This window comes from Polymorphobacter sp. (assembly GCF_048007885.1).
In the GTDB taxonomy this organism is placed as follows: Bacteria; Pseudomonadota; Alphaproteobacteria; order Sphingomonadales; family Sphingomonadaceae; genus Sandarakinorhabdus.
The window spans coordinates 1,861,305-1,881,326 of sequence record NZ_CP180346.1 but is presented as its reverse complement, the minus strand read 5'-3'; the positions used below and the strand labels follow the sequence as shown (position 1 = coordinate 1,881,326).

Sequence of the window (20,022 nt, the reverse complement as noted above, 5' to 3'; positions counted from 1 at the left end):
CCGCCGGCCTAGACGTCGAGATTGGCGACGTTCAGCGCATTGTCCTGGATGAAGGCGCGGCGCGGCTCCACCACATCGCCCATCAGCTTGGAGAAGATATCGTCGGCGAGGTCGGCCTCATCGGCCGTCACTCTGAGCAGCGTTCGCGCCGCCGGGTCGAGCGTTGTCTCCCAAAGCTGCTCGGCGTTCATCTCGCCCAGCCCCTTGTAGCGCTGCACCGACAGACCCTTGCGCCCGGCGTCGAGAATTGCCTGCAACAGCTCGGATGGGCGCGAAATGCGCCGCTCGCCCAGCTTGGCAAAGCCGGTATAGGTGCCCGCCTCCTGCGCTGCCAGCGCGTGCAGGCGCGGTGCTTCAGGGGAGCGCAAAAAGGCCGCGTCGATGACATGATGATCCGACACGCCGCGCCAGTCCCGGCGCAGATGATAGCCGGATTCCGCGGCCGGCTCGGTGGTCCAGGTCGCGCCGTCGCTGTCGCCGGCGGTCAGCCATTTGGCCGTTGCCTGCGCTGCGGCGCGTGTTCCTTCCTCGTCAAGCCCACTCGCCAGGGCCCCATTGAGCGCCAGCGCCTCGATAACGATCGCCGGATAGCGCCGCGGCACATAGTCCATCAGCGCCCGAAAGCGCCGTGCATGCTCGACCAGCGCGCGCAGGTCATCGGCCGTACGCGGCCCCGCCGCCGTTTCCAGCACAAGCCCCGAAAGCCCGGCGTCGATCAGATAATCCTCAAGCGCCGCATTGTCCTTCAGATAGACCTCGGACCGCCCCCGGCTCACCTTGTAGAGCGGCGGCTGAGCAATATAGAGATGCCCCGCCCGGATCAGTTCGGGCATCTGCCGATAGAAGAAGGTGAGCAGCAGCGTGCGGATATGCGCGCCGTCGACGTCGGCATCGGTCATGATCACGATCTTGTGATAACGCAGCTTTTCGAGCTTGAACTCGTCGCGCCCAATGCCGGTGCCCAGCGCCTGGATCATCGTGCCGATCTCGCGGGACGACAGCATCCGGTCGAACCGCGCCCGCTCGACGTTCAAAATCTTGCCCCGGAGCGGCAAAATCGCCTGGAACTGGCGGTTGCGGCCCTGCTTGGCGGAGCCGCCGGCGCTGTCACCCTCGACCAGAAACAGCTCGGATTTCGCCGGGTCGCGCTCCTGGCAGTCGGCCAGCTTGCCGGGCAGGCTGGCGATGTCGAGCGCGCCTTTGCGCCGGGTCAGGTCGCGCGCCTTGCGCGCCGCCTCGCGGGCGGCCGCCGCATCGATGATCTTGCTGACAATCGCCCGCGCGCTCTGCGGGTTCTCCTGCAGCCAGATCTCCAGCCGCTCGGCAATCAGGCTCTCGAGCGGCTGGCGCACTTCTGAAGATACCAGCTTGTCCTTGGTCTGCGATGAAAATTTCGGATCGGGCAGCTTCACCGAGACAATGCCTGTCAGCCCCTCGCGCATGTCATCGCCGGTCAGCGAGACCTTCTCCTTCTTCAACAGGCCCGAGCTTTCGGCATAGTTGTTGAGCGTGCGGGTGAGCGCGGCGCGAAATGCTGCCAGATGCGTGCCACCGTCACGCTGCGGAATATTGTTGGTGAAGCAGAGAACCTGCTCATGATAGCTGTCGTTCCATTGCAGCGCGACATCGATGCCAATGTCCCCGGCGCGGCCGTTGATCGCCACGGGCGCTGGAAACAGCGGCGTCTTCGAGCGGTCGAGATATTGCACAAAGGCGGCAATCCCGCCCTCGTAATAAAGCTCGACCGATTGCGGCTCGGCATGGCGCGCATCGTTCAGGACCAGCCGCACGCCCGAATTGAGGAACGCCAGCTCGCGGAAACGATGTTCGAGCCGCGCGAAATCAAACTCCACCGTCTTGAATGTCTGGGGTGAGGGCAGGAAGGTCACCCGCGTGCCGCGCCGGCCCTCGGCCTTGCCGGTCAGTTTCAGCGGCGCTTCCGCCTCGCCGTGGCGAAACCGCATCCAATGTTCCTGCCCGTCGCGCCAGATGGTCAGCTCCAGCCATTCCGACAGCGCATTGACCACGCTCACGCCCACCCCGTGCAGCCCGCCCGAGACCTTGTAGGCATTGTCGTCATTGTTGTTGAATTTGCCGCCCGCGTGCAGCTGGGTCATGATCACTTCGGCTGCCGAAACGCCCTCTTCGGCATGGATGCCGGTGGGGATGCCGCGCCCATTGTCGGTAACGCTCGCCGAGCCATCGGCATTGAGCGTGATATCGATCCGGTCGCAATAGCCCGCCAGCGCCTCGTCAATGGCATTGTCCGAGACCTCGAAAACCATGTGATGCAGCCCCGAGCCATCGTCGGTGTCGCCGATATACATGCCCGGCCGCTTGCGAACTGCCTCCAGGCCGCGCAGGACCTGGATGGAGTCGGCGCCATATTCGTTGTTCGGATTGCTGCTGTCGTCGCTCATGTTGACTCTATAGAGGCCCAAGGCCGATTGTGACAGCTATTCCTGCCGCCAGATGCCCTCAAACCAGCACTTTGGGCGGCAGTGGCAGCGCCGCCAGATCGGTTTCGCGGTTGATCTCCAGAAGCCGCTTGATCAGCCCGTCGCGCAGGTCATAAACCCAGCCGTGCAGCTTCAGTTCGCTGCCCCGCCGAAACGCCGCCCGCACCGAGGCCGTGTGCGCGAGCCGCAACAGCTGCGCCTGCACATTCAGCTCTATGAAGCGGCACAGCTTCGCCTCATGGCCGCGAATGTCGTCGATCTCTTCGCGGTGCGCGGCCAGCACCTCGCGGGCCGGCGCCAGCCAGCGCTCGATTGCCGCCGATGCGCCGCCGCGCAGCACCTTCTCCAGACTGGTACAGCCATAATGGCCACACAGGATGATGTGCCGCACATGCAAGTCGTCGATCGCATGCTCGACATCGGCCATCAGGTTGAGATCGCCCTCGTCCACCAGATTGCCGAGGTTGCGGTGAATATAGAGACTGCCCGGCGGTGAGCGGGTGATGCGCTCGGGCACCACACGGCTGTCCGACGAGCCAATCCACATGAACACCGGGTTGTGCGGCGTCAGCGCGCGCTTGAAATAGTCCGGGTCATCATCTGCCTTTTCCACGCTCCACGCCCGGTTGGCGAGCAGCAGCTGCTTAAACCGGTTCATGCCCGTACCTCCCGCCGGCCGACCGGCTGCGGCGCCACCTCAGGCTCCACCAGCTTGATCTCCTCGGCGTTGATCAGCGCTGCATTGGTCCCCGCCGCATCGCCGCGCAAGCTCACCTTGATGCCGCGAAACTCGGCGCCCTTGATGAAGCCATTGATGATGTCGATGTTGTCGAGGTCGACAAAGGTCGTGCTTGACAGGTCGATCACCACCTCCGCCCCGTCCGGCACCTTGTTCAGCGCCTCCTGCAGCTGCGGCTTGTGAATGAAATAAAGGTCGCGGCGCGCGCGCACCATTACCATCTCGCCAAGGTCGACATAGCTCACAGCGGTGCGGAAATTGCGCGCCACCACAAACACGAAGCCCAGCACCAGCCCGACCGCAATCCCCTTCAACAGGTCGGTGAACAGGATCGCCACCACGGTCAGGACAAACGGCGCGAACTGGCTCCACCCCATCTTCCAGCGCGCCACGAACAGGCTCGGCTTTGCCAGCTTGTAGCCGGTCTGGATCAGCACCGCCGCCAGCGCCGAAAGCGGGATCAGATTGATGATGGTCGGGATCAATACCACCATCAACAGCAGCCAGAAGCCGTGCATCATCGTCGAAAGCTTGCTGTCTGCGCCCGCTTCCACATTGGCCGATGAGCGCACGATCACGCTCGTCACCGGCAGCCCGCCGATCAGCCCCGAGGTGAAATTGCCCACGCCTTGCGCCAGCAGCTCGCGATTCTTGTCGGTCACCCGCCGCTTCTTGTCGATCTCGTCCACCGCCTTGATGCTGAGCAGCGATTCAAGACTGGCCACGATCGCCAGCGTCACCGCCGCCGTCCACACCGCGACATTGCCGATCTCGCCCACATCGGGAAAGCGCAGCAGCCCCGCCAGCTCGTCAAAGCCCGATGTCACCTGCAAGCGCACAAGCTGGTCTGCCGGCACCATCAGCCCCGGCGCCACGGCCGCATAAAGCGCGTTGACCAATACCGCAGCCACCACCACCACCAGCGGCCCCGGCAGCAGCTTCAGCGGCCCCTCCTTGGGCTTGGCCTTGTCCCACCAGAACAGAAACGCCAGCCCCGCCAGCGCGATGAGCAGCGCGCCATAGGCAATGTCGGTCTGCAGGATCAGCAACAGCTCGGAAAAGGTGTTGCGCCCATCCCGCTGGAAAAATTCCATGCTGCCTTCGTAGTCGCCGACATAGCCGAGCGCATAGGGCAGCTGCTTCAAAATCAAGATCAGCCCGATCGCCGACAGCATCCCGATCACCACCGAAGACGGCACGAACTCCGCCAGATACCCGCCGCGCGACACCGAGAACACCAGCTGGATCAGGCCCGCCAGACACACGGCCAGCAAGAAAGCCTCATAGCTGGGCAGTGTCTCGATGGCAGTGAAGACGATCGCGGTAAGCCCGGCCGCCGGCCCGGACACCGAAAGCGGCGCCCGGCTCACCGCCCCCACCACCAGCCCGCCGATGATGCCGGCCAGAAGGCCCGAAAGCGGCGGCGCGCCGCTCGCCACCGCCACGCCGAGGCAGAGCGGCAACGCCACCAGCGCCACCACGATCGAGGCCGGCAGATCGTTACGCCACGTCGAAAACATAAACCCTACCCTTGCCCTTCAAGCCCAAAGAGCAAATTCGCGCGCCACATGCAAACAACTCTATCCCGCATCGCACAATCGCCCTGCCGCCAGATGCAGCCGTGTCGCCGCACCCGCCTCGGCAAACAGCGCCCGGTCCGTCCCCGTCATCCACACCTGCGCCCCGCTCGCCGCCAGCCGCGCAAACAGCCGCGCCCGCCGCTCCGCATCAAGATGCGCCGCCACCTCATCAAGCAGCATCACCGGCGCAGCCCCCGTCCGCGCCCGCACCAACGCCGCATGCGCCAGCACCAGCGCAATCAGCATCGCTTTCTGTTCGCCCGTCGAGGCCCGCGCCGCCGGCACGCCCTTGGCCGCATGCACCACCTGCAAATCGGCCCGGTGCGGCCCGCTCAGCGCCCGCCCGGCGGCTGCGTCGCGCGCCCGCCCGGCGCGCAGGGCGGCTGCCAGATCCTCCGGGCTGTCATCCGCCAGCGCGATCAGCGGCCGCGCAAAGCCGTCCTCGCCGCTTGCGCCCAAGGCCTCGGCCAGCGCCGCCACCGTATCCACCCGCGCCCGCGCCATCGCCGCACCGTGCGCCGCCATCGCCGCCTCCAGCGCCGCCAGCCAGGCCGGGTCGGCGCTCCTGCCAGCCTCCACGGCGAGCAGCCGCGAGCGCGCCCGCATCGCCGCATCATAACGAAGCGCCTCGCGGGCATGGCCGGGGTGCAGCGCCAGCACCAGCCGGTCGAGAAACCGCCGCCGCCCCGCCGGCGCTTCCACAAACAGTCGGTCCATCGCCGGCGTCAGCCACACCATCGCCAGCCATTCGCCCAGCGCCGCCGCCGGCCGCGCCGCGCCGTTGATCCGCACCACCCGCCGCTCTGGTGCGGCCGCGCGCGCGCCGGTGCCAATCTCCACCCCGCCGCCCGCCGCCATCACCCGCGCCGCAATGCCAAAGCCCCCGGCCCCGCCCACGCGCGCGACCTCGCCCAGCCCCGCTCTGCGCAGGCCGCGCCCAGGCACCAGCAGGCTCGCCGCTTCCAATATGTTGGTCTTGCCCGCCCCATTCTCACCGGTAATCACCACCAGCCCCGGCCCGGCCTCCACCGTCAGCGCCGCATGGCTGCGCACATCCGTCAATCCAAGGCGGGCAATCCAGACCATCCCGACCGTCCTACCACCGCCACGCGAAGACGAAAGGGCCTCCGGCGGCTGGGGGCGGTGCCCCCAGACCCCATGAGTCTTTCCGCTCTCGCGTCGAATGGGTGCGCAATACCCTCAGTTTGTCGTCTTGTCCCAACCCACTACCGGGGTCTGGGGGCGCCGCCCCCAGCCGCCGGAGGCCTCTTCCACCCCTCAAAGCGTCGCCAGAAACCCCGCCGCCTGTGCCTGGATGCGCGCCTGTTCCGCCGGGTCGAACCGGTCCCAACCGTCATACATGCGCAGCAGGCGGTGGTTGCGCCCCAGCCTGTCGCGGTTACGCGCCAGAAAGTCCCAATAAAGGCTGTTGAACGGGCAGGCCCCCTCGCCGGTCCGCTTCTTCACATCATAGGCGCAGCCCCGGCAATAATCGCTCATCCGGTTGATATAGGCACCACCCGCCGCATAGGGTTTCGACGCCATCAGCCCGCCATCGGCAAACAGCCCCATGCCGATGACATTCGGCGTCTCCACCCATTCATAAGCATCGGCATAGACGATCAGAAACCACGCGCTCACCTCTGCTGGGTCGATGCCGGCCAGCAGCGCGAAGTTCGCCAGCACCATCAGCCGCTGGATATGGTGCGCATGGGCATTCTGCTTCGTCGCCCGCACCGCTTCGGCCATGCAGCGCATCTCGGTCTCACCGGTCCAGTAAAATGAGGGCAGCGGCCGAGCGGCGCCCAGAACGTTCCGGCTTTCATAGTCAGGCCCGGCGATCCAGTGGATGCCGCGCACATATTCGCGCCAGCCGATGATCTGGCGGATGAACCCTTCCACGGCATTGAGCGGCACCACCCCCGCCGTCCATGCCGCCTCCGCCGCCTGGCAAACCTCCATCGGCCCAAGCAGCCCGCAGTTGATGAGCGCCGAGAGCTGGGAATGGAACATCCCGTCCTCGCCCGCCACCATCGCATCCTGATAATCGCCAAAGCGCGCCAGCCGCGTCTCGACAAAGTCCGCAAGGCAGACCAGCGCCTGTTCGCGCGTCACCGCCCGCGCAAAGGGTCGCAAGTCGCCAAAATGATCGCCAAAGCGCGCCTCGACCAGCGCCAGCACGGCCTCGGTCGTGTCATCGGGTTGAAACTGCGGCGGCGCAGGATAGACCAGACCCTTGGCCGGCGGCTTGCGATTGTCCGCGTCAAAATTCCACTGTCCGCCCGTCGGCTGATCGCCGTCCATCAGCAGGCCCGTGCGCTTGCGCATCAGCCGGTAGAAATCCTCCATCAGCAGCCGCTTGCGCCCCTCCGCCCAGTCCGCAAACCACGCCCGGCTCACCAGAAAACGGTCGTCCGACAGCACCTCGCCCCAGCTGCGTTGCGCCTCGATCAAGCGCCAGCAGCCGGCCTCGACCGAGACGACACGGTCCGCATTGTGCCGGGCCTTGGCGCGGTCGACCTCGCCGCCAAGGCTCTGGCTGTTCTCCGGGTCATCCAGCGCCACATAATCCACCCGCCAGCCCTGTTCGCGCAGGGCGTCCGCATGGTGGCGCATGGCGCTGAACAGGAACGCGATCTTCGTCTTGTGATGCTTCGGCGCCCCGGCCTCGCCCATCACCTCCGCCATCAGGATGACAGCGTCCGCACGGTCCACAGCCTTGAGGCTGGCCAGATCAAGCGACAACTGGTCGGCCAGCACGGGGAGGATGATCGTCATGCCTTCCCGTCCCCCTCAGGTCCTCCGGCGTCAACGCGCGCAAAGGTCGCGCAAAGCGCCTCCGGCGGCTGGGGGCTTAGCCCCCAGACCCCTTGAATGGGGGCGGGGTGGATTTCTGCCTTGGTCTGATGTCTGGGCTTGGATGGATTGCTGCCATAGTGCTTAGACTATGCGCAGCCGGTCTCCATTGCATGGTAATTAAAGTCTTGTGCGGCACCGGGCGTGACATACCCAACGATGCATTGATACGCATCGCCGGAAAAATATTGGAGTTCGATTTGCCCGTCGCCTTCGCACTCGATCACTTTGCTGATAGTAACTTGGTCTCCTCGCCGTCGCAACGGCGTCTCAGACCCACATAGCACAAGCGTGGCTGTTTCAACGCGTCGCTGCTGATCTTCAACAACGAAGCCGTTCTCGACCTTTGTGCAGGCCGAGATTGTGGCAAACGATAAAATGGCGAGCATCCTCATGCGCGAATAATCCGAGTTTCCTTGCAAGTCGGCAATAGAGTCCTCAGCCGTCGTTTCCGGAACGCAGGGTCGGGAAAGACATAAACCCATTCAAGGGGTCTGGGGGCGCCGCCCCCAGCCGCCGGAGGCCCTTCTACTTCGCCGCCACCCGCAGCGGCGACCAGTTCGCAGTATTGGCCTCGTCGGACACGGTATAGAGCTGCCCTTCCGGCCCGATGAAGAAATGCTCCATTTCGGCCCGCGTGAAGGGCCGCGAGCCAAGCCGGCCAACCACGGCGACCTGATGGCCGCTCTCGTCCACCGCCCGGTCGCGGTCGAGCCCCTTGGCCACCGCAATGGCGGGCTGCTTGGTGCGGCGGAAGGCGATCAGTTCCGGCACGGGCGGGGCCGAGAAGCCGTAGAAATTGGGCTGGCTTTCCGGTGACTGGAGTTGCAGCACCTTCATCCCGTTGCGCCCGTCCGCGACATAGGCGAACAGCGAGGCGTTGGTCGAGGCGACCACCACATCTTCGGCGTCGTTGAGCGCGCCGTCTGCCGTGTAGCGCTGATGGATCGACGGCCGGCGCGGCGCCGTCACATCGACAATCACCAGCCCCTCACTCTTGGCGGCGACATAGGCATAGGTGCGCGCCACATAGACCCGGCGCGCATCGGCCATCGCCACGGTTGCTTCCGGCACATGGACGGGGCGGGCGAGGTCGGTCACGTCGAGCAGTTCAAGCCCCTTCGCCGTCGTCACCCAGAGATAGCGGAACTGCAGCGCCGAGGCGCGCGGATCATCGAGCGTGACTTCGGCGGTGATGCGCGGCGCAGCCGGATTGTCGAGATCGACCACCACCAGCGCGCGCGGCGTGGTGATATAGGCGAAATGCCCACCCAGAATAATGTGTCGGGCCCCGCTCAACCGGCCGTCCGGGTTGAAGGCCGTCGCGCCGCCCTCAAGCTTCAGCCGGCGGAAGAAATTGTTGCGCGGCTCGCCGTCGTTCAGCGTGTCGATATCGGTGATGATCAGCCCCTCCACCGCGTCGGTGATGATGGCGTAGCGATAGACCGGGTGGAAGGCCTGCTCCTGGTTCATGCCGCCGAGCGGATCAGCCGGAGTCTCGCCGGCTTCACGCAGCTTCTGTTCCGCGATCATCTTGTCGTTGCGGATGACGGCGATCGGCTGGGTGGTGGCGATGGCGAAGCAGGTGGCGTTCTTCGAGCCGATGTGCGTGTCATGCCCCAGCGGCGAGAAGGGCGCCCGCACGATCCGCTCCGAGACGCCCTTGTTGCCGATATTGGCGATGTCATAGGCGCGGAAGCCGCCCTTGCCTTCGGCCACGAACAGATATTCACCGCGGTTCTGGATGCACTGCGCCGGCCCGCTGGTGCCCTGGTGCACGCTGGCGAATTCCTCGATCGAGTCGGTCTCGCCGGACAGGTCCTTGTCGAACACCTTGCCGCGCACCCAGTTGACCAGCTCGCGGCCGTTCTTCTCGACATGCGCCTTGTAATAGTCGGGATAGGCATAGCGGTGGAGGTAGGAGCCGAGCACCGCCTGCGGCTCACCGAACTCGGTCACGCGCACCGCCTCGATGCCGCCATCAAGCCCGACCCAGCTGTTCAGCCCGACGAAATTCACGAAATTGGTCCCCAGCAGCATCAGCTGGGCCATGATCGCGTTGTTGTCGTCCTTTTCGCTGACATGGCAATCGGAGCAGGTCTTGGTCTCTTCCTTGCGCACGGTGTGCGGGAAGTGCGGCGCAAATGCCTGGCTGGAGAAACCCGAGGCCGCAATCGGCGGCTGCTGCACATAGATGCGTTCGCGGTTGATGTTGGTCGAGGTCAGGATCAGTGCCGAGCTGGAGCGGATCGGCGCGATGATGCCGCCCTTCGAGGTCTGGTGCCGGCCCAGCTGGAACATCTGGTCGCGCGCCACCTGCGGGTTGTAGGTGGCGTAATTGCGGGTCTCCTGCTCCTCATATTTGTGGGTGCTGGTCTTCCAGTTGGCCTCGATCGGCAGGTGGCAGCCGCCGCAGCTCGTCGTCCAGCTCAGATGGCAGGTGAAACACGCCATATTGTCATCATTGTGCGCGCGCGCATCCTTGCCCACGCCGGGGCCGAAGGCGTCCCCGGTCTTGGCAATCAGCTTGGCGCGCGCCGATTTCGCGTTGAAGTCAGGGTGATCCTTGGTCACCGAATCCTTCACAAGGCTCATCGTCCATTCAAGCTTGGGGTCGGACACCGAGCGCTGCACCAGCCGCCGCACGCCGTCCTTCATGACCCATTCAAACCGCCGCCGGCCGTCCGGGTTGCGAATGAGGCTCAGGTCCTTGCCCTCGGGCCGCGCTGCCAGATTGCTGGTGCGCAGGCTCGGATAGGCATCGGCCGTGCCATGGCAATCCTTGCAGCCGATCTCGACCGCATTGGCCACTTCGCCGTGAATGAAGCCATTGCCATGCCCGTCCTGCGCGAAATGGCAATCGACGCACTGCATCCCCACCTCGGCATGTACCGAGAGCATGTGCACCGCCTTGCCCGGATTGCCCGGCCCGGCCTCGCTGGCAGGCTCGGGAAACAGCGGGTCGCCGGCCTTTCGGAATTTTTCCGGGTCATCGTTGCGGATGATGTTACCGTCCTTGTCGAGCAGATTGCCCGCCCGGTCGCGCTTGAACACGGCGCGGAAGTTCCAGCCATGGCCATGGTAATCGGCGAACTGCGTGTCCTTGTTCAGCCCGTTGCGGTCAGCGACGGTGCGCAGGAAATCGACATCGCGCCACAGCCCGCGCGCCGCCGCAGCTTCGGGGTTGCGCTCGTTGATCTCGCGGGTCTCGGCGGCAGTGGGATAATATTGGCGCTTGTAGATGCGCTGATAATCCTCGTCGCTCATCCCTTCGGGCCTGGGCAGCGCATTTTCCGGGCCCGGCCACATATTGGGCGCGTCCGCCTCATAATCCCACATCGTATAGCCGTAGAAGCTGTTCACGAAGACATTGGGCTGGTGCATGTGGCAGTTCATGCACTGCGCGCTGGGGATGGCGCGGGTGAATTCGTGGCGCAGCGGATGGCCGGGCTCGTCCCGCTTGATCGTCGGGTCCGCGGTCACCGTGGTCCCGTCGCGACCATATTTGGCATAGACAGTCGAATGTTTGGGGTCGCGGTCATTGGCATAGACCGAATGGCAGGCGCCGCAGCCCGAGGTGCGATAGTCGCCCGGCTGGTCATTGGTGCCCATGAACCAGGTGAAGGGGTCATTGAGGCGCGTCTTGTGAATGTTGATCACCGGCACCGCGATGCGCAAGCCCGTGCCCGCGCCGCGGTTCGACTGCCGGATGTCGGGCCGCCCCGGCTCCTCCAGCCGCTGGATCTGCCCAAGCGAGTTGGGCAGGCCGATTTCGGGGAAGATCGGGTTGATGTTGCGTCCCCCGCGCTCGAACACGCGGAAGATGTCGGCCGGCGGCAACACCTGCCACGCCGGCAGCGGCACCAGGAAGGGCAGGGCGCCGCGCGCCTTCTCCGCCTCGGTCAGCCCGTCCGCAGCTCCCACCAGCGGGCTCACCATCGTCGCGCCCTCGGACGGGTCGTGATGCCCGCCTTCCTTCACCTTGCCATGGTCAAGCGGCACCGCCGTGCCCTCGCGCGAATAGGCCTCGCCAAAGACGTAATTCTTGTAGGGCGCAATGCCATTGTTGTAGGCGGCGCCGCCAAACAGCATGGCGCCGGTCGCCATCAGGCTGCGCTCGGCCGCCTCGATGGTGCCAAGATGGCACGCCCCGCACGCCTCGCGCGCCACGCGGTAGTCGGACGGGTTCACGAACTTGACGAACTCCGGCGCTTCCTTGTTGAGCAGCGTGTAGCTGCGCTTGGGGTTGGCCGAAGAAGGCCAGTGCCAGCTTTCGGGATAGCGCGGCAGCACATGGGCGTCTTCGATCAGCTTGCTGTAGGCGGGATCGTCCTTCGAGAGGCTGGCAGGCGCCACGACGTTCACATCGCCGCCATGGCAATCGGTACAGCCCAGCACCACCGAGGGGGCGGCGTGCATTGTCTTCTGGTCGGATGCGGTGTGGCAGCTGACACAGCCGGCGCTCTTGGCATCAGCCTCGGCCCAGCTCTGCACCTTGGGCGCCGGTGGCACCCGCACACGGCCGTAATCGCGCTCGACCGGCTTTTCGCCCTCGCTGGCCGTGCCAACCGCGGTCAGCAGGCCAAGAGCGGCCGCGATGAATATTTTGAGGCCCCGCATTGCCATCTCAATAGGCCAGAACAGCGTTGAAAAGCACGGAATAATATCGCTCGTTTCGCGGGCTGTTGGCAAACAGGTCGCGGAAGCCGGCGCCCGGCTGCAACACCGCGCCCGACAGGCGGAACACCAAATTCTGGTTCATCTTCGGCCGGTAAATGCTAGCCAGGCTCATGTCGGTGCCGATCGAAGTCGGGATCGAGCCCTCCACCCTGAGCGTCTGCAACGGCGCGGTCGTGGCGAACCAGAGATGGTTGACGTTGGCACTCACCCTAAGCTCGGGCAAAACGTCGAAATCCGCCCCCGCGCCAATCAGCGCTGTTCCGGGGTTGGCGAAATTGCTCTGCCCCTGCTCCTTCGATGAGCGCAGCGAATTGAGAATGCCGTTGCGCCCATTGACCGCAATGGCCCGCCCGCCGCCGGCAAAGGGGATTGTCTGGCGGATCCAGTAGCTGGTGTCCGAGCCCGCGAACTGCGGATTCTCGAAAATCGCGTCATAGCCCCGGTCCACCCCGTCAAAGGGGTCGCTGTCGCCGCTGGCATAAAGGCCCGAAAGCCGCACCCGCACCCAGTCGAAGTCGATGCTCGGCTCGGCCGCCACGAAAAAGGCGCTGATCTTCGTGCTTTCGCCGGTGAAGATCGAATTGCGGTTGCTGCCCAGAAGATAGGTGCCGCTCGCGGTCAGATTGACCCGCCCGATCCGCCCGTCGGCATTGTAGCTGAGGTAGATCGCATCATAGTCGCGGCCGCGCAGCTCGCCGATCAGCGCCGGCCGCACCGGAAAGCCATTGGTATCGACCTGCACATCGTCCTTCTCGCGGTTGATGTTCCAGGTTGCCGAAAACTGGCTCGTCATCCCCGGCACCGGCAGGTCCTGCCGATAGACATTGGCGGTCAGCACGAAATCATCGCGCGGGCGGCGCAAAATCGCGTTCAGCCCCGAGTTGCTGTCCTTCTCCAGCCGCCAGAAGGCCGCCAGATTATATTGCAGCCGATTGTTGTCGCGGGTGCCGAACAGCCGCACGCCCAACTGATTGTCCTGAAACAGAAAGCCGCGAAAATCCGAGCTGAACGGCTGGATGCCGATCCGCACCGAATCGAAATCATAACGGTCCGAGGTGTTGCGCAGGTGCTTGTCGTAAAACAGCTCCTGCACGCCCACAAAGGCGTCCGAGCGCACGCTCACCCGCGACGGCTCGACCAGCAGCACCCGCCGCTCCGACACATCAACATGGTTGAACTGCACCGCGAGTGCGGCGCGCAGTTCATAGTCAGGCGGCTTGAACGCCGTCGAGCCCTTGGTCAGCGCCGCCCCGACGATGAACGTCTGGGCAAAGACCGTGCTGTGTTGCCGCCCGAACACATCATTGTTGCCCGGCCGCTCGGTCGTCTGGTTGCCCACGGGCGTGGGGAAGCTGCGCGGCTCGGCCACCGTGTCCGAAATCAGGGTGAGCTGGAAAAACTTGTCATGCGTCCCGCACAGCGGCCGGTCGCCCTTCAGCGTGTTCTGGTTATAGGGGTCCTTCCAGTCGCTCTTGACCAGCCCCAAAGTCTCCACCAGCCGCCAGCGATCGGGCACCGGCAGATGGTCGCGCGGAAAATTGCTGTCGCGCGGCAAGTCCACCGCGCCGGGGTTCATCTGCTGGATCCGGTCGGCAAGGTCGCGGCTGAATAGCCCCGGCCGCCGCCGCCCTTCGGTCGGGGCATTGGCCACAGCGCCGCCTTCACGCACCTCCTCCTCGGCTGCCGCCTCTCGCTCTTCGGGCAGCAGGGGCTTGTAACAGTCGAACCATTTCGAAAACGGCCCCGCCATCGCCGGAGACGCAGCGCCGATCAGCGCGGTGCCGAGAAGCAGCCTAGAGAGCCTGACAGACATTCTGCTCGCTCGAATCGACAAAGGGCGCAAAAGGACAGCCCACGAAGCGCAGCCGCACCTGGTTGCCGCCGGGCACCGGCACGATGATCTGGTCGGAGCGCACGGCCGCCGGTGGCAGGTTGATCCCGCCCACCCGGATGCTGGCATTGTGGAGCCCCAGAAAGGCGGTCATGTCATCCTGGTCGATGCCGTCGCCCGACACGCCGATCGCGCCCACCAGAGTGCTGCCACGATAGATCGGCACCCCGCCCGGAAAGATCTGCAAGCCATTGGCGAGCCGGTTCGAGCCGCCCCCCAAATCCGGCAGGAAGGTGCAGCGCGCGCTCTCCGTCCCCCCCAGCAGCGCGGCGAGGTTCTGCACGATTAGCGCCGATTGCAGGCCGTTTGAAAAAGGCGAGAACTGGCTGATGTCGCGGCTGAGGGGCCCCGGCGCCTGCGCCACTTCGCCATCGGGAAAATAGGGCCGCGCCACATTGCCGATGGCCCGGTTGCTGATGGCAAAACCGCCGTCGAAGCCGCCATTGGCATTGCTGAAAAAGCTCGCCAGCCGGGGCGCGAAGTCGCGCACATTGGCATCGGCCGCGCCGCCCGCTGTCACCACCGCACCAAGGTCGCTCGCCGCCACCGCATTGGAGAAAAACGCTGTCGAGCGTGCCTTCTGGATGCTCACATCGGCGCCGAAAATGGGCGCATCCGGGCCGCGCACCAGCCCCAGAACCGCGCCGCGCGTATCCACCACCGACATCGAGACCTGCGCCCGGCTGTCAAGCGGCTGGCGGATCTGGCCACGCGCCCGGCTCGCCATCTTGAACGCCTCTTCCAAAATCGCGCGCACTTCCGCTTCCGACAGCGGCGCCGCCACATCGCCGGAATCGGTCGCGCCGTGCACGGGAAAGCGGTTGTTCCCGGCCCCGTCGCTCACCACAAAGGCATCCGGGTGGTTGAATTCGGCAAGCGTCGCCCGGCGCAGCCCGCTCGCCTCGGTGCCATAGCCCGCGCCCGCGATGATGCCGCCGGCCGAAAAGCCGCCCACCGCGACAGAGACTCCCCGCCGCGCCCAGCGACGAGAACGCCGGCGCGCTCGCTGGATTGCTCAAAAGCCCGTCCGCCCGCGCATCGCTGTAGCGCAGCAGCGTGCCATCGACCGAAATCCGGTTGGCCGTGATCGTCTCGCCCGGCGCAAAGGCCGCGCTGGCAGCCAGCGCGATATGCTCCTCATCATCCACGTCAATGTCGGTGATCTCGTGGTCGAAGCCATAGTCGCCGTCGCCCATCACCCCCACGCCGCCAACCACAAAGCCGTCCTTGTAGAGCGGAAAGCCCCCCGGGTCGGCCGCCAGCCCGAGCGGCGAGCGCTTCGGTCCCACCATCGGCGCCCCGACGCCGAAGCGGGTGTTGAAGTCCGAGCAGGGGAGCTGGGAAAACTGCACCCCGAATAGCGGCCCCAATTCCAGCCCGCGTGTGTTGGCGCTCGGCGGAAAATGCTCCTGCACGATCATCGAGGCGGTGCGGGTCGAAAAGGCGTTGCCCGCGCTTGAAAGATAGGCCCCGGTAATCGCCTTGGCGATCGCCGCCAGCTCGGCCGGCACCGTCACATCCTGCACATCAAGGCTGCCGCTCGTGCCCGGCCGTGTCGTTGCCGCCGCTGGCGCACCCGCCATCCGATAGACCGCCAGCACATTGCCCACCCGGTCAACCACGGCGATGACCGAAGGTCGCCCGCGTGCCTGTGCCTCGGCAACGCCGGCAGCAATGACCCGCTCGACATCGGCGACACTCAAGGCGCGCACTTCGGGCTGCTCATAAACGCTCGCCGGCGTCGCTGCGGTCGGCGCGCCGCCGCCGGACGAGGACCCCGTCACCGGGCTGGGCGCGCCGCTGCCGGTCTCGCCCCCACCGCCGCCACAGGCCGCCAGTGCCAGCAGCGAAGCCCCCAGCGCCGCCCGGCCCCCGGGCACCGCCCAAAAAGGCCGGCCCTTGGTCATTTCAGGCCCCGCACCCCCGCCGCAACATCAGCCAGCGCCGTGCGCAGCCTCGCCCCCTCGAACCGGTTGGCATCACGCGCCGCCGCATAGGCGCGGTCGAGCCGTGGCCGCAGCGTGGCTGCCTGCTCCGCGCTCAGCGCACCATCCTTCACCAGCGCCGCGATCAGCGTGTCCGCCGCCATCACCGCCTGCGCCCCGCCCTGATAGTCGGTCAGCCGCGCCGCATCGGCCAGCAGCACGGTGTCGATCATGGCAAAGGTCTGCGCCGGCGCAAACGCGCTCGCCTCGAAGCGCGCCGCCAGCCGGTCTGCCGTTGCCGCGAGCGCAGACGCCGCCGTGATCGCGGTGGCGCGGTCGCTGTTCACCGCCTTGTGAAAGTCCCGGCTGCGCGCCGCCAACTCGACTGCAAGATCCGGTGCTGCCACCTTCGCTGCCGCCGCCAGCATGATCAGATTCTCGTCGTTCCAGACCACCGCGCCCGGCGGCAGCGGCCGTGCCGGGTTGGTCCGTGCCGTAATGTCCACGTTCAGGTCATCCGAAAACGTCCGGTGGCACGAGCGGCAATCGAAGAAATAGAACTCCGGAAAGGCGCCGCCCGCGCGCGACGGATACAGCGCCAGCGCCCGGCTCACCGCCTTGGCCTGACCCACCGCCCAGATCTTCACCCCCGGCACAATGCCCTTGCGGCGGCCATAGTCGTCGTCCTCGTCATGGTGCGACTGGAGGCTGGTGAACAGGTCGAGTTCGAAGGCGATGCGCGGGTGCCCCGCCGCCATGATCCGGTGGGTGACGAACTGCCCTGGCTTGGCCGAGCCAAAGTGGCAATCAAGGCAGACATCAGCGCGCACGCCGGGCGTGGCCACGTCCCAGAGCCCGCGCGCCACATTGTCCGCATGCTGGGCGCCCACCGCCGCATGGCTGGCCAGCCAGCCCGCCTGGCCACCGGCCATGCCGCCCGACCCGCCGTGGCAGGCTTCGCAGCCCACCCCATCCGCCTGCAGAAAGCGCGCGCCACGGTTCGGTGCCGGATCGCCGTGGCAGGCGATGCACTCGCTCGATGCCTGTGGGTCGCCGATACCCAGCCGCCGCGCGATATCCCGGCTGCGCGCTCCTGCCAACACAGCCCAAGCCCTGGCATGGGCGCCGGTCAGGCTGGTCGGGTCCTGCCAGATCATCAGCTCGTTCTGGCGTACGCGCGGCCCGGTCGCCTCCTGCCGCCCATGGCATGTGGTCGAGCCACAGCTCGCCACCCCCTCATGAACCGCCATGTCATGCCCTGCCGGCAGGGCCGCCGCCGCCTTCAGGGAGCCGCCCGCGCCGCGCGCCAATTCGCTGGACATCGAGGTCGGAACCGTCGCCGCCAGCGCCACCAGTGCCGCCATCAGCACAAAACGACCGACATGCCGGAAAAGGGCCTGCCGACTCGGGCCATGAAGCGTCATCGCCCGCCTCTCCCCCCAATCGGCATTCTTCCACCCCCCGGTCGCCATGATTGTCGTCAACCTTGCCCTGACATACGGTAGCAAAGCCTCCGGCGGATGCAACGAAAAGCCCGAAATCTTCTCATCTTTTCAGAAAACCGTGTTCGCGCTGCGACAAAAACGACGGACAAAGTTGCACATGGAGGATTGACCCCCGGCCCACCCCGGCCCTAATCATTTTATCAAGTCTGGAATCACAGAGGCCCGTCAGATGGCCTCGCCAGCATCATTTATGGGGAGGATACACATGGCCAGTGCCGCATCCGTTGCAACCGAACTCGCAGCCCGCCTCGACGCTGTGACCGTAACGGGCCTGGACGACATCGCCCGCGCCGCTGCTGCGCTGCGCGATATCGCCGCCGACCTGGCCGATCTGCGCGTCGCCGCCTGGGACAACATCTCCTCCAAGCAGCCGATGCGTGACGCCGATGACAATATCCTCGCCGCCAGCGTTTTCGGCTGGGATGCAGACAGCGAATGCTGGTGGAACAACTCGCGCCTGGCCCTCTCCTCGCCGCTGCCGCGCGCTTGCCGTTATGAGAGTGACCCCTTCTGGGCCAATGCCCGGGGCTTCTACACCCGCCAGCCCAACCGTTATCTCGACCAGATCTCGCTGCATGATTTCGAGAAGCGCGCCCTGACCCGCGCCGCCATCGTCGCCCCCATTCACCTGCCGTTCGGCCAGATCGGCATCGTCAATTTCAACAGCCGCGACCCCGAGCGTGACGATCTTTCCGCCGAATATGCCGCCCACGGCGATCTGCTCAGCCTGCTCGCCCAGCGTTTCGTCGCCGGCTATGCCAAGGCCAATCGCACCCGCCCCAATCACAGCCGCCACGCGCTGCCCGGTGACTGCCAGCTCACCAAGCGCGAAGTTGAGTGCCTGCGCTGGGCCAGCTTCGGCAAGACCGACCGCGAGATCAGCCTCATTCTCTCGCGCAGCCACGCGACGGTCCGCTTCCACATCCAGAATGCCGGTGAAAAGCTCCATGCGGTCAATCGCTCGCAGACCATCTTCAAGGCAGCCCAACTCGGCTTCCTCGGCGTCGCTGCCTGAGAACGGCGGTTCATCCTTCTGCAACCTCATGTCCGGCAAGGTGCCGGTCATGAAACATATGCTCGCCCTGTCGTTTGTCCTCGCTGCGCCTGCGGCGGCTGAGCCCGTCACCCTCGACGACATCGCCCGCACGCTCGCTGCCACCACCAGCATGACGGCGGATTTCACCCAGACCGCTGCCGACGGCGCCAGCCTCACCGGTCATATGGCGCTGGCCCGCCCCGGCCGCGTCCGCTTCGAATATGATGAGGCCAAGATCCTCCTCGTCGGTGATGGCCGCAATCTCAGCTTTGTCGATTATGCGGTGCGTCAGGTCAGCCAATGGCCGGTCAAATCCACCCCGCTCGGCATCCTGCTGGCCAGCCAGCCCAAGCTCGATGGCCTGGCCGCCATCGCGGCCGCCAATGGCGAGATGGTCATCGTCGAGGCCAGCGATCCCGAACATCCCGAATTCGGGATGCTCGCCATCCGCTTCACCCGCCAGCCCGGCGCGCCCGGCGGCCTCGCGCTTTCCGGCTGGACCGCTTATGACGCCCAGGGCGGCCGGGCCGAGATCAGCCTCAGCAACGTCCGCTACAATGCCGATCTCAGCAAGACCGACTGGAGCTTCCGTGATCCCCGTCGCCGCGCCGGGCGTGCCGGCTGACACGATATCTCACCATATTTTTTGCAGGTCCGCCCATTTCGGTCGCAGTCGTTCATTCAGGCGCAATGTAGACGCGTTATAAAGGTCCTCAAGGGAGACGCAGCAGCCGGCCTTTCGCCCCCCTGTTAGCCGGCACCAAAGCGCGCCTCCCCATGCGTGACGAGCGCAGACCAGACCCCCGCTCCACGCCCCCGGAGCGGGGGTCAACGTTTGTGGGGCTTACTCTTTCACTTGCGGCACCCCTGCCGCAATCTCCGGCCCGGCTTGCTTCCGCGTTCCCGGCTTCGGCCACCAGTTCGCCACGCCCGGTGGCGGCGCGCTCTCGGGGTAAACCGTCACCACAAACTCACCAGCGCTCGGGTTCAGCCGCAGCGGCTTCAGCGTCTCCTGATATTCCTTCGAAAACCAGAAGGTGCGCGCGTGCGCCAGACAGGGAAAACGCACCATCAATATGCTCTGCATCGGCGGCGGCTCGCCTTCGAACACCGCCAGCGGCCGGGGCACGTTCAGATAATAGCCCCCCAGCCGGTCATAGAGACCCAAGTCGCGGATCGCCGCGCCGTAAGCCCTGACCCGCGCCCAATCGCTGATCATGCCCGAAACCAGCATGATCACCGGCTTGCCGTCGCACGTCTCGGGATCGAAGTCCTGCGCCGCCACCGGCCCTGCCAACAGCAGCGAAATCATCAAGACCCTCATGGTTCCTCCCTTCAACGCCCCGTTCCC

The 20,022-nt window shown here is 65.7% G+C and carries 12 protein-coding genes and 1 pseudogene; 2 read left to right on the top strand and 11 right to left on the bottom strand.

Translation table 11 applies throughout. From position 1 onward, the window contains the following. Positions 1-8: 8 nt before the first annotated feature. The 10 genes and pseudogenes from gyrB to ACMVO5_RS08780 all read right to left on the bottom strand — a co-directional run bounded on the left by gyrB (position 9) and on the right by ACMVO5_RS08780 (position 17,554). A complete protein-coding gene (gyrB, locus tag ACMVO5_RS08825) occupies positions 9-2,420 on the bottom strand; it encodes a DNA topoisomerase (ATP-hydrolyzing) subunit B (protein ID WP_416907150.1) in 2,412 nt (803 codons plus the stop codon). Positions 2,421-2,478: 58 nt separating this feature from the next. Continuing rightward, positions 2,479-3,117 (bottom strand): carbonic anhydrase, encoded by a 639-nt coding sequence (locus tag ACMVO5_RS08820; protein WP_416907149.1) that lies wholly within the window; start codon positions 3,115-3,117, stop codon positions 2,479-2,481. Beyond that, positions 3,114-4,718 carry a SulP family inorganic anion transporter gene (locus ACMVO5_RS08815; protein WP_416907148.1) on the bottom strand — a complete coding sequence of 535 codons (1,605 nt, stop codon included), beginning with the start codon at positions 4,716-4,718 and terminating at the stop codon, positions 3,114-3,116. The genes ACMVO5_RS08820 and ACMVO5_RS08815 overlap by 4 nt, the downstream gene beginning before the upstream one ends. A gap of 60 nt (positions 4,719-4,778) precedes the next feature. Then, on the bottom strand, positions 4,779-5,864 hold the full coding sequence (recF, locus tag ACMVO5_RS08810; RefSeq protein ID WP_416907147.1) for a DNA replication/repair protein RecF: 1,086 nt from the start codon (positions 5,862-5,864) through the stop codon (positions 4,779-4,781). 192 nt (positions 5,865-6,056) lie between these two features. After that, the gene (locus ACMVO5_RS08805; RefSeq protein WP_416907146.1) at positions 6,057-7,556 is read right to left on the bottom strand and encodes a cryptochrome/photolyase family protein; all 1,500 of its coding nucleotides are present in this window, start codon (positions 7,554-7,556) and stop codon (positions 6,057-6,059) included. A 167-nt stretch (positions 7,557-7,723) separates the two neighbouring features. Next, positions 7,724-8,029: a hypothetical protein gene (locus ACMVO5_RS08800; RefSeq protein WP_416907145.1), complete on the bottom strand. Its 306-nt coding sequence runs from the start codon at positions 8,027-8,029 to the stop codon at positions 7,724-7,726. Positions 8,030-8,162: 133 nt separating this feature from the next. Beyond that, positions 8,163-12,260, bottom strand: a complete 4,098-nt coding sequence (locus tag ACMVO5_RS08795) for a hypothetical protein (protein WP_416907144.1) — start codon at positions 12,258-12,260, stop codon at positions 8,163-8,165. 1 nt (position 12,261) lies between these two features. Next, complete coding sequence (locus ACMVO5_RS08790; RefSeq protein ID WP_416907143.1) at positions 12,262-14,127, bottom strand: hypothetical protein; 1,866 nt, start codon at positions 14,125-14,127, stop codon at positions 12,262-12,264. Further along, positions 14,108-16,112 (bottom strand): annotated as a pseudogene (locus tag ACMVO5_RS08785) (heme-binding protein). Before ACMVO5_RS08785 ends, ACMVO5_RS08790 begins: the two are co-directional and overlap by 20 nt. Next, positions 16,109-17,554, bottom strand: a complete 1,446-nt coding sequence (locus ACMVO5_RS08780; RefSeq protein ID WP_416907142.1) for a multiheme c-type cytochrome — start codon at positions 17,552-17,554, stop codon at positions 16,109-16,111. Before ACMVO5_RS08780 ends, ACMVO5_RS08785 begins: the two are co-directional and overlap by 4 nt. Before the next feature lie 286 nt (positions 17,555-17,840). On the opposite strand from ACMVO5_RS08780, the gene ACMVO5_RS08775 reads away from it, so the two are divergent. After that, complete coding sequence (locus tag ACMVO5_RS08775; RefSeq protein WP_416907141.1) at positions 17,841-18,650, top strand: helix-turn-helix transcriptional regulator; 810 nt, start codon at positions 17,841-17,843, stop codon at positions 18,648-18,650. 49 nt (positions 18,651-18,699) lie between these two features. Then, positions 18,700-19,296 carry a LolA family protein gene (locus ACMVO5_RS08770; protein ID WP_416907140.1) on the top strand — a complete coding sequence of 199 codons (597 nt, stop codon included), beginning with the start codon at positions 18,700-18,702 and terminating at the stop codon, positions 19,294-19,296. Between the two features lie 219 nt (positions 19,297-19,515). On the opposite strand, the gene ACMVO5_RS08765 is transcribed toward ACMVO5_RS08770, so the two are convergent. Further along, positions 19,516-19,995 (bottom strand): DUF1330 domain-containing protein, encoded by a 480-nt coding sequence (locus tag ACMVO5_RS08765; protein ID WP_416907139.1) that lies wholly within the window; start codon positions 19,993-19,995, stop codon positions 19,516-19,518. Between the last annotated feature and the right edge of the window lie 27 nt (positions 19,996-20,022).